The organism is Chryseobacterium sp. KMC2 (genome assembly GCF_016756935.1).
GTDB classification, from domain to species: Bacteria; Bacteroidota; Bacteroidia; order Flavobacteriales; family Weeksellaceae; genus Chryseobacterium; species Chryseobacterium rhizosphaerae.
The window spans coordinates 19307-31130 of the sequence record NZ_JAESIT010000033.1 but is presented as its reverse complement, the minus strand read 5'-3'; the positions used below and the strand labels follow the sequence as shown (position 1 = coordinate 31130).

The window sequence follows — 11824 nt, the reverse complement described above, 5'->3', positions numbered from 1 at the left end:
GCCACTGATAAGGAGCCCATGCATTGGGTAAATCCCATTGCTGCCCTGATTTTTTTGTTGTGGTAACCAATCCTCCCTGGTACAGGAACTTTTCAGCAATAATTCCGGCTACTCCTTCAGCCTGTTCCCGATCTGCCAATCCCAGAAATAAAGGGTAAAGAGCAGCAATATGCTCAGACGGTGTTTTTGTGTTTTTTTTAGTATGATAATCCTTATACGTCTTCGCTTTTTCATCCCAGAAGTATTTATTGATCATCTGTCTTCGCTTTGCTGCTCTTTCAGTAAAATAATTTTCCTTTTCCTTTAGATTCTGAAGTGCTGAAGATGTTGCCAGTGTGGTCTCCAAATGCCATAACAAGCAATTCAGATCTACTTGCGCAAGGTTCAGCGTTTCTATGGTCTGTATATGTTCTCCGTCTGCAAACCATCTGCTGGAAAAATCCCAGCCGGATTCACAGGCGCTTCTTATATTTCTGTAAAATTCATCCTCAGGAGCATTTTCATGATCCTCAATATCTATCAGGTAACTTTCAGGACGTGGTATATTTTCTGCATCATAATAACGGTTTAAAATATCACCATCCTTGGTTTTCACCACTCTTTTGATGCATGAACCACTCTCAAGCTCTTCTTCACCATTCATCCAGAAAGCATATTCCTTTTCTAAAGTCGTATGATATTGTATATAAATTTCATTATTCCCGGTAGTTTCAAAAAGGAGATCCAGCATCAGCGAAAAATACGGAGGCTGTGAACGGCTTAAAAAATGAGTTCTGCTGGCATTCGGAACAAAACCGACATGCTGGATCAGATAAGCACAGTTTTCCACAATATTCTCCATCATTTCCAGTCTTCCGGAAACCTGTAATCCAAGCATAATAAAATAGCTGTCCCAATAGAAAAACTCATTAAAACGTCCTCCGGGAACAATATAAGGTTTCGGTAATTTCAAAAGGGTTCCTTTTTCTTCATAAGCCGTACGGGTCAGCTCGTCCCATAATTTTTCAATATGCTCCTCAATAGGAAGGTGATGCTCTCTCTGAACCAAGATTTTTGCCCCTAAAAAATCAAAATGGGTCATCACAAAATCTTTCAGCATAAAACCTTCTGTTTTTTTGGCCTCTTCATACTTTTTATTGATTTCAGTGATCGGAAATAATGGAACCGCATCGGTCATCATTTTTTGATCTTCAAAAATCTCAGATTTCTGTACATCATCAAAAAGAGTCTGAATTTCGTTGACATAAAGTTGATTACTCATTTTTATTTTTTAGGATTTATTTTTAATTTATTCATGAAAATGGCGGAAGTGATCAGGAGTGAAAGTGGAATTAATGAAAGATAAAATGCCTGCTGTCCACTAAATTCCTGAAATACAAAACCGGTAATAATTGAGCCTATAGTTCCCCCAATTGCTGAAAACACAACAATAAGTCCGGACATGGCACTGTGTAAGTATTTGGGTATTGAAGCCAAAATCACAGAATTAATACTGGGATAAATAGGAGCCAGCAATCCACCCATTAATGGGAACAGGTAGACAACAAGTGGTGCATTCAACCAATTGGTATCTGTACCAATATGAATATGATGAGTTAATGGCAATACCAAAAGTAAACTTACCGCAAAACCTATCACGCAAAATGAAACAACATAAATCCAGCTGAACTTTTTTGAGAAGAAACCTGATAAAAACCTTCCCAAAGCAAAAGCCCCGGCCAAAACAGCTCCCGCCTGAATGCTCATTGAAGTAGGTACCTTTAAGATTTCTTTATAAAAAGTAGGTGTCCATGTTTGAAAACTCTGCTCCACCAGAACAAAAAGGAAAGCACACAGTAAAAAGAACAGTACTTTTTTATAACTGAATAAACTTGCACTGTTTTTTAGATCACCTAGCAGATCTGTTTTCTCACTTTTCACCTCCTTCTCGTTCAGTTTTGAAAAGAATAAAAACAAAAAGGAAAGCGTAGAAAGTGCTCCCAATACCCAATACACATTGAGCCAGTGAGTAGATTGGGGATTATGATCATCGATATATAAACTGAACAGAAGATTCCCTGCCAATACTCCAATCATAAAAAAACCTTCCAGGAATCCCATAAAACTAGAATGCTCCTTATCCGTTTCTGTAACCAGCCCAATAGATGTAAAAACTGATATTTTGATGAGGGCAAAAGAAATCCCTACAATAGCAAACAATAATTTAAAAATCCAAAAACCGCTGGCAAATGGCATGACAAAACACATACAGCTCACCATAAATAAAGCAGCCAGCATTGAATTTTTGATCCCGATCTTCGGCAGAAATGAAGCCAGGATGAATGAACAAATGGCAATCGGAAGATCTTTAAACCCTTCCAAAATACTGGCAGACGATTTTGAAATCCCAAAATTCTGCTGAACCTGCAGAATAACTGTTCCCACAGAATTCAAAAGAATTGCGAAAACAAAATAATTTAAAAATAATACCGCCTTTATATTGAAATTTTTCATCCAGATCATTTCTTGTCGGCTAAGATAGAAGCATTTGTGTTAACAATAATTTAACACAGTAAACCAATATTTGAACAATATTAATATAATTAGTATTTTTAATGATTAAATATGATTAATTAAATGAAAGTTACTTTTGAAAGAGTTATTCCCAATGAGAAAAGCTCATTCCGGACCATTCACAATAACTCCCCTATTTCGGAATTCAAATGGGAATACCATTATCATCCCGAAATTGAACTGGTCTGTGTCATTTCCGGGAATGGAACCCGCCATGTAGGCTATCATAAAAGTAATTATACCCATGGAGATCTTGTCCTTATCGGATCCAATATTCCTCATTCCGGATTTGGCTTAAATTCCATTGATCCTCATGAAGAAATTGTACTTCAGTTCAAAGAGGAAATTCTTCAATTTCCCCAACAGGAAGTAGAAGCCAGATCTATTAAAAACTTACTGGAGCTTTCAAAATATGGCATTCACTTTCATCATAAAGTAAAAAAAGCAATGCTTCCAAAACTTAAACTCATGCTTGAATCTGAAGGTTACAAAAGATATTTAATCCTGCTTGATATTCTTTTTGAACTTTCTAAATGTAAAGACTATGAGCTTTTAAATAAGGAAATTATGCCCTACACCATCATTTCTAAGAATAAAACCCGACTGGAAAATATTTTCACCTATGTAGAGCATCATTATGATAAAGAAATTAATATTGAAGAAGTAGCCAAACTCGCGAACCTTACCTTACCGGCTTTCTGTAATTTCTTTAAAAAAGCAACTCAGATTACTTTTACAGAGTTTGTAAACCGGTACAGGATCAATAAAGCCTGTCTTTTGATGGCTCAGGACAAAACCATTTCGGAATGCAGCTATAGCTGTGGATTTAATAATGTGACGTATTTCAACAGGATGTTTAAAAAATATACAGGAAAAATACCTTCAGAGTTTATTAAAAACTATTCTCATAATAATGTGAATGTGGACCTGAAGGTTGAGAATCAGGTTAAAAGTAAAGTCAGTTTTTAAAAATATTGCTATTAAAGTAATTTTCAGTTTATGGAAAATCATAAGGATAAATATTGCGCTTAGTTTATCCACATACTTTGTCATTCCGTAGGAATCCAAATATAAAAACTCTCGCAAATTGAGCTGATTTAGCAGATGCTTGTGTTATAGAGTGATACAATTTACGTTACTATCATTGTGCACCTGCTACATCTGTGAGTAAAATAATAGCAGCACAATGCACCTGAGAAATCTGAGAGAAAATAAAAAAGCTGTCCTTAAAAAGAACAGCCTTTATATCATGATACATAAGAACCGGCATTTAAAAAACCAGTAACTTATTTATTTCCATTTAATATTACATCCCATGCTTGGTCTCTGAATTTCCTCCTGTGCTTCACCGGCCAAAAGATTTTCAAAAGCAATAATTAAATCTTCTCCGGTTACATCTTTATTGTTTCCCGGTCTTGAATCATCCATCTGACCTCTGTAGATAAGGTCCAATTTATCATCAAAGAAATAAAAATCCGGTGTACAAGCAGCTTCATAAGCTTTCGCTACTGCCTGGCTTTCATCAAACAAATAAGGAAAGTCAAAATTTCTTTCAATTTGAAATTCAATCATTTTTTCAGGAGAATCAGCCGGATATTTTTCGATATCATTCGCATTAATGGCAATGAATTCAATTCCTTTATCATTATAATCTTCATATAGCTCATTGATCTTATCGATCACATGAAGAACAAATGGACAGTGGTTACACATGAAGATCACCAGTGTACCTTTTTCGCCTTTCAGATCTTCTAAAGACTGTATTTCATTCGTTTTTGATGGGTTTGGAAGCTCAAAAAAAGGAGCTTTGGTTCCTAATGCCAACATATTTGAGGGAGTATTCATACCTTATTTCTTTGTTCACAAAGATAAAAATTTCTTTTATTAATAAACTGAGTTCCGAATAAGACATTTTTATTTTTATTTAATAGAGGACGGAAGTCATATGCCTCTTAAAAACTCATGATCATCAATTGTATTGATTTTCACTTCATCCATTTTTTTACAAGATTTTTAAATTACATTCAAAAAATGGTCTCTAGCTCCCGTTCTTACAGCTTTGAGCTGCTTCTATCAACATCCCTTAAATGTTAAAATCAAAATAAGATTTGGAAGTTATGTCTAAAAGTTTGTAGTTTTGCTAACACTGTTAGTAAATAAATATCATGGGCCTACATGAACGCCGCCAAAGAGAAAAAGAATCCATCCGTGCAAATATTTTGCAGGCTGCTTTCACATTGGCAAAAACTGAAGGCTGGGCTTCACTATCCATGCGTAAAATAGCAGACGCTATTGAATATAGTGCACCGGTAGTATATGATTATTTTGAAAATAAAGAGGCTATCTTATTTGAAATTTCTTTAGATGGCTTCCACAATTTACATATAGAATTATTAAAAGCTCAGAAGAAACACGATAGTCCGGAAGACCAACTTGTGGCTATTGTAGATGCTTACTGGAATTTTGCTTTTAAAAATAAAGAATATTACCAGCTTATGTTTGGTTTAGGAATGCAGTGCTGTGGAAAAGGCCAGATGAAAAAAGAATTTTCATCATTCCAGGAGATGATCTATGAATGTACCTATGAAATTATCAAGAAAAACGGATCCAATCCGGATAATGCATGTCATATGTCTCATGCTCTGTTTTCAGCAGTTCACGGAATGATTTCCATTATGATGATGCGTACAGCAGATATTCCATCTACTATGAATAAGTCATCTTTAGACGAAACAGTTTCGTCTTTTATTAAATCTTTATAGATTTTTTTTTGAATCAAAAATTAACACCGTTAGGAAATTTAACACTGAGTTAATTTAATTAATTCATTTAAACCTGATTAAAAACTAAAATTATTATGTAAAATTTGATACCATTCGATGAGTAAAAATAATGATTTTTTCTTTAAATATTAACACCGTTAGCAAAATTAACATAATTACACCTCACATCTTTATATATTTATATACATTAAAACATTCAATTATGGGAACACTCGACTTTATCGGACATTAAAAATTCTGTAATTTTTTTTGAACAAATCATTAACACTGTTAGGAAAAAAAACAGCATTTATTACAAGGAATATTACTTAAATCTAACACTTCATTAAAAAAATTAAACCCAAAATGAAAATACCTGGAAAAACAAAGTTTATTGTACTTATCTCAAGTATAATTCTTTTACAGAGTTGCACCAAGGCTGCCGAAGGATCTAATGCCGCACCGCCAGCACCTGAACTTCCGGTTTATACCGTTATCACCTCCCCTGCTACCACATATCAGGAACTACCTACCGCTTTAGAAGGAAAAAACAACGTAGAGATCAGATCTCAGGTAGATGGATATCTTGATAGAATTTATGTAGAAGAGGGATCTTATGTAAGAGCCGGACAGCCATTATTTAAAATAGACTCCAGAAGCTATGGTGAGCAGATGAATATGGCACAAGCCAACCTCCAAGTGGCTCATGCTAATATACAGAAAGCAAAAGTAGAAGTCGACAGACTTCAGCCATTGGTTGCTGCAAAAGTAGTTTCCGATGTACAGCTTAAAACAGCAAAAGCCAACTACGAAGCTGCGGTTGCCGCTGCATCACAGGCTAAAGCATCAGTAGGAAGCGCAAGAATCAATGTAGGATTTACAACCATTACCGCACCGGTAAGCGGTTATATCGGAAGGATTCCTTATAAAAAAGGAAGTCTGATCTCCAGAACAGATCCTAATCCATTGACTTTATTGTCAGATATCAGCGAAATATATGCTTACTTCTCTTTAAGCGAACTGGATTTTATTGCTTTTCAAAATAAATATCCCGGTGCCACTTTAGAAGAGAAACTGAAAAATATGCCTCTGGTAGAACTGGTAATTGCCGATAACAGTATCTATCCTCAAAAAGGAAAATTAAGTATTGTAGACGGACAGTTTGATAAAACAACCGGAGCGATCAGCGTACGTGCCGTTTTCCCTAATGCTAACGGAGCTTTAAGAACAGGAAACACCGGAAGAGTACGTATGCCGCAGTTTATCTCCAATGCCGTAGTCATTCCACAGGAATCTACTTTCGAAATTCAGGATAAAACCTATGTATATGTGATGGGAAAAGACCAGAAAGTGACCGGAAGACCTATCAAAATCTCCGGAAAAACAGAGGGGTATTATTTTATTTCTGAAGGGCTTTCTCCCGGAGAAAAAATTGTCTTCACCGGAATCGGCAGCCTGAAAGATGGAGCCTCCATCAAACCAAAAGCTATTTCTTCTGACAGTTTATTAAAAGCAAAACCTTTATAAATATCCTGAATACAGAAGACTTAAAAAAATAAACTTCTTATGTTAAAACAATTTATAGAAAGACCGGTACTTTCAACGGTCATCTCCATAATACTTCTATTATTGGGAGCCTTGTCTCTCTTTAATTTACCGATTGCCCTCTTTCCGGATATTGCACCTCCAAGTGTACAGGTAACGGCTTTTTATCCGGGAGCGAATGCTGAAGTAGTGGCCCGTTCTGTAGCAACCCCAATTGAGGAAGCGGTGAACGGAGTTGAGAACATGACCTATATGACCTCCAATTCCAGTAACGACGGAACCATGACACTGAGCGTTTTCTTCAAACAGGGAGCTGATGCTGATAATGCAGCAGTAAACGTACAGAACCGTGTATCAAAAGCAATGAGTCAGCTTCCTCAGGAAGTAGTACAGGCCGGAATTTCAACACAGAAAGTTCAAAACAGTATGATTATGTTTATGGGACTTACCAGTGATGATCCGAAACAATACGACGAGCTTTTCTTACAAAATTACCTAAAGATCAATGTAATTCCCCAAATACAACGTATTCCGGGAGTAGCACAGGCCCAGGTATTCGGAACAAGAGATTATTCCATGAGAATCTGGCTGAAACCAGATAGACTGGCAGCCAACAATCTGTCTCCACAGGAAGTTCTTGCGGCAATCAAAGATCACAACCTTGAAGCTGCTCCAGGTCGTCTTGGGCAGGGAAGTAAGGAAACGTATGAGTATATCCTTAAATATAAAGGAAAGCTGAACAAAAATGAAGATTACGAAGGTATTGCCATTAAAGCGAATAATGACGGATCATTCCTGAGATTAAAAGATGTTGCAAGAGTAGAATTTGGTTCTTATACCTATACCGCAACAAACAGAGTAGACGGAAAACCGGTTGCTGGGTTTGCTATTTTACAAACTGCAGGTTCTAATGCCAATGAGATCCTGACAGAAATTGAAAAACAGGTTGATGTATTGAGTACTACCCTGCCAAAAGGGGTAAAACCAATTATCATGTATAATTCCAAGGACTTTTTGGATGCTTCTATTCATCAGGTTGTTGAGACGTTAGTGATCGCTTTCATTCTGGTATTTATTGTGGTGTATATTTTCCTTCAGGATTTCAGATCTACACTTATACCAGCTATTGCAGTACCGGTTGCGATTATCGGAACCTTTTTCTTCCTGCAATTGTTCGGTTTCAGTATCAATATGCTTACATTATTTGCGTTGGTATTAGCCATCGGTATTGTAGTGGATGACGCCATTGTAGTAGTGGAAGCCGTCCATTCCAAAATGGAACAGACAGGAATGCCCGTGGAACAAGCTACCATGAATTCCATGAGTGAAATTTCCGGCGCTATTATTTCCATTACACTGGTAATGTGTGCCGTGTTTATTCCGGTAGGATTCATGCAGGGACCGGCAGGGGTGTTTTACAGACAGTTTGCCTTCACGCTGGCAATTGCCATCCTGATTTCTGCAGTAAATGCATTAACATTAAGCCCCGCTTTATGTGCCATGTTCTTAAATGATCCTCAGGGTGAACATGGTGAGCATGGTCATAAAAAAGGCTTTGGAGCAAGATTCTTCAATGCATTTAACGTGAGCTTTAACAATATGACCAGAAAATATATTTACAGCCTTAAATTTTTAATTAAAAATAAATGGGTAGCAGTAGGAGGCCTTGTCCTTATTACAGCGGTAAGTATTTTCCTGATTAAAAAAGCACCTTCAGGATTTATTCCGACAGAAGACCAGGGATTCGTATTATATGCAGTAAATACTCCTCCGGGAAGTTCACTGGAAAGAACGCACAACGCTACAAAACAGATCGATAAAATCATTAACGGTGAAAAGGCAACCAATCACCTTTGGGTAGCAGACGGAATGAACTTCATCAGTAATGCCAATGCCTCTCCATATTCTGCAGGTTTCATTAAACTTAAAGATTATGACAAACGTGGTGATATGAAAGATCCAGACCAGATTGCTGCAGCACTGACAGGAAAGGTTAGCCAGGTAAAAGATGCCAATGCATTCTTCTTCAACTTCCCTACTGTACAAGGTTTTGGTAACGTTTCCGGTTTTGAATTCATGCTTCAGGATAAGACAAACAGTTCTTTTGAACAGCTGGGAACCACCACACAGGCCTTCATCGGAGAATTGATGAAACGTCCGGAAATTGCATTTGCATTTACTACATATGCTGCCGGAAACCCACAGTATACTATTGATGTAGATGCAGATAAAGCCAATCAGCTTGGAGTGTCTATCACCGAATTGATGCAGACCATGCAGATTTATTACGGAAGTAGCTTTGTTTCAGACTTTAACAGGTTTGGTAAATACTACAGAGTAATGGCACAGGCAGATATTCCTTACCGTACGGACATTAATTCTTTAGAAGGAATTTATGTAAAGAATAAATCCGGAGAAATGGTTCCTGCTAAGACATTGGTTACTTTAAAAAGAACTTTTGGGCCTGAAACGGTAACAAGAAATAACCTTTTCAATGCAGTAACAATTAACGGAACACCAAAACCGGGATACAGTACCGGTGATGCCATTAAAGCGGTAGAAGAGGTTGCTCAGAAATCCCTTCCTAGAGGCTATGGCTATGAATGGACAGGAATTACCCGTGAAGAGATTAAAACAGGTGGACAAACAGTATTTATCTTCCTTTTAAGTATCCTCTTTGTATACTTCCTGTTGGCAGCACAATATGAAAGTTATATTCTTCCGTTTGCCATTATCCTTACCATTCCTACGGGAGTATTTGGAGTATTTGCCTTCACAGGATTAGCTGGAATTGATAATAATATTTATGTACAGGTAGGACTCATCATGCTTGTAGGGCTTTTGGCTAAAAATGCCATCCTGATCGTAGAATTTGCTGTTCAGAGAAGAAATGCAGGAAAATCACTGATTGAATCAGCTCTTCAGGCTTCAAGATTACGTTTAAGACCCATCTTGATGACCTCTTTTGCATTTATCGTGGGTATGCTTCCATTAGTGTGGACACAGGGTGCTTCTGCAAAAGGAAATCACTCTATTGGTTACAGTACTGTAGGAGGAATGCTTACAGGAGTTATTTTTGGAATTTTCATTATCCCGGTAATGTATGTGATTTTCCAATATCTGCATGAAAAAATGCCAAGCAGAAAAAAGAAAAGGCTTCAGAAAAAGCTACAGCAAGAGCAGGCTTTAACAGCTGCTCATTAAAAATTATTTACAAATCTTAAGGGGTATAGAAGTCACAAAAGGTTTTACACTTGGTGATTTTAAATTATAAACTTTACACATGTATGTTTTGAAGTCAAATATTTTCCACATGAAAAACAGTCATCTGAGTAAGCTGTGGAAAATAGACCTATACCTCTTACCATTTGGTATCCATTAAAAGCCTATTAAACAAAAACAATGAAAAGAGTAAAAAATATTATATTAACATTTGCGCTGGCTTTAGGCTCTGTTTCGTGTGTGTCAAAACTGGCATACACGGAGCCGGACCTTCCGCTTCCGGAAAAATTCCAGTATACAGCAACAGCTGATACGGCAAGTATTGCCAACCTGGAATGGAAAGAATTTTTCAGTGATCCTATCTTACAAGGCTTAATTGAAAAAGGAATTAAAAATAATTATGATCTTCAAATTGCATTAAAACAGGTTGCTGCTTCACAGGAAAAATTGAAACAGGCAAAATATATGCAATATCCTGATGTGGGTTTTGGAGTGACCGGCCAGATTTCCAAACCATCCAAAAACAGTATGAACGGGCAAAGCTTAAATTTATTTTTAGGACAGAGCCATGTTGAGGATTACAATGCAGCATTCAATCTTTCCTGGGAAGCTGATATTTGGGGGAAAATCAAAAACCAGCAGGAAGTTTCAAGAATGCAGTATCTGCAAACTTATGAAGGTTCAAAAGCTATCCAGACCCAGGTTGTAGCAGCTATTGCCCAGGGATATTATAATCTCTTGATGCTTGATAAACAACTGGCCATTGCAAAATCCAATCTGGAATTAAGCAGCAATACATTACTGATTACACAGAAAATGTGGGAAAGTGGTGATACAACTTCTTTAGGAGTACAACAGTCTGCTGCTCAGAAGCAGGCAACGGAACTTCTTATTTCTCAATTGGAACAGAATATTGCTATTCAGGAAAATGCATTAAGTATTCTGGTAGGAGAAATTCCTAATAAAGTAAACAGAACGATTGAAATGGTTGATACCTCTTTACCACAGGATATTACAACAGGACTTCCGGCCGCTATGGTAAGCCGCAGACCGGATGTTCGTCAGCAGGAACTTGTTCTACTGGAGTCCAATGCTTTTGTAGGAATTGCACAAGCCAATATGTATCCTGCATTAAAGATTACAGCAAACGGAGGGGTCAATTCATTCAAATTTGATAATTGGTTTCAGATTCCGGCATCATTATTCGGATCTGTTTTAGGAGGAATTACACAACCTATTTTCCAGAAAAGACAGCTGAAAACAGATCTGGAAGTAGCCAAAATTCAAAGAGAGAAAAATGTTCTGGCTTTCCGTCAATCGGTATTGAATGCTGTGGGTGAAGTTTCAGATGCTTTGGTTTCTAATGAAAATTTAAAAATTCAGGAACAAAAAGCAACGGAACAGTCTACGACATTAAAAGACGGAATTAAAAGTGCACAGCTTCTTTATAGAGGAGGTTCAGCCAATTATCTTGAAGTGATCACTGCTCAGGGTAACTCACTTCAGGCAGAGCTGAATCTGGCTTCCATTAAAAGACAGAGATTAAGCAGCATTGTAGATTTATACAGAGCGCTAGGTGGTGGTTGGAAGTAGTAAATTAAATTATATTGTTAAGTGCGGTTCTTATGGGGCCGCATTTTTTTTGCTTACGGGTAAAAATAAACATTGGCAAGAAGTGAAATTTAAAACTGATTACACTCAAATATTAATTTTGATTCCTACAGAATGACACACTGGATTCG

General features: G+C 37.0%; 8 protein-coding genes. 5 read left to right on the top strand and 3 right to left on the bottom strand.

Going from position 1 to position 11824, the window contains the following annotated elements:
• Window positions 1-1261 (bottom strand): trehalase family glycosidase (locus JML65_RS23075; protein ID WP_202272442.1); only part of this gene is annotated, 1261 nt, incomplete at its 3' end.
• Between the two features lie 2 nt (window positions 1262-1263).
• The gene (locus JML65_RS23070) at window positions 1264-2493 is read right to left on the bottom strand and encodes an MFS transporter (RefSeq protein ID WP_202272440.1); all 1230 of its coding nucleotides are present in this window, start codon (window positions 2491-2493) and stop codon (window positions 1264-1266) included.
• A 123-nt stretch (window positions 2494-2616) separates the two neighbouring features.
• Between JML65_RS23070 and JML65_RS23065 the strand changes: the two genes are divergently transcribed.
• Complete coding sequence (locus JML65_RS23065; protein WP_202272438.1) at window positions 2617-3522, top strand: AraC family transcriptional regulator; 906 nt, start codon at window positions 2617-2619, stop codon at window positions 3520-3522.
• Between the two features lie 321 nt (window positions 3523-3843).
• Here JML65_RS23065 and JML65_RS23060 read toward each other — a convergent pair whose 3' ends face one another.
• Window positions 3844-4398: a thioredoxin family protein gene (locus tag JML65_RS23060; RefSeq protein WP_047490298.1), complete on the bottom strand. Its 555-nt coding sequence runs from the start codon at window positions 4396-4398 to the stop codon at window positions 3844-3846.
• Window positions 4399-4718: 320 nt separating this feature from the next.
• Between JML65_RS23060 and JML65_RS23055 the strand changes: the two genes are divergently transcribed.
• From JML65_RS23055 to JML65_RS23040, 4 genes are all read left to right on the top strand, one after another.
• The gene (locus JML65_RS23055) at window positions 4719-5315 is read left to right on the top strand and encodes a TetR/AcrR family transcriptional regulator (protein ID WP_047490295.1); all 597 of its coding nucleotides are present in this window, start codon (window positions 4719-4721) and stop codon (window positions 5313-5315) included.
• Between the two features lie 366 nt (window positions 5316-5681).
• The gene (locus tag JML65_RS23050) at window positions 5682-6842 is read left to right on the top strand and encodes an efflux RND transporter periplasmic adaptor subunit (protein ID WP_047490292.1); all 1161 of its coding nucleotides are present in this window, start codon (window positions 5682-5684) and stop codon (window positions 6840-6842) included.
• Between the two features lie 39 nt (window positions 6843-6881).
• Window positions 6882-10064 (top strand): efflux RND transporter permease subunit, encoded by a 3183-nt coding sequence (locus JML65_RS23045; protein ID WP_047490289.1) that lies wholly within the window; start codon window positions 6882-6884, stop codon window positions 10062-10064.
• A gap of 198 nt (window positions 10065-10262) precedes the next feature.
• Window positions 10263-11675, top strand: a complete 1413-nt coding sequence (locus tag JML65_RS23040; protein WP_047490285.1) for an efflux transporter outer membrane subunit — start codon at window positions 10263-10265, stop codon at window positions 11673-11675.
• Window positions 11676-11824: the final 149 nt, after the last annotated feature.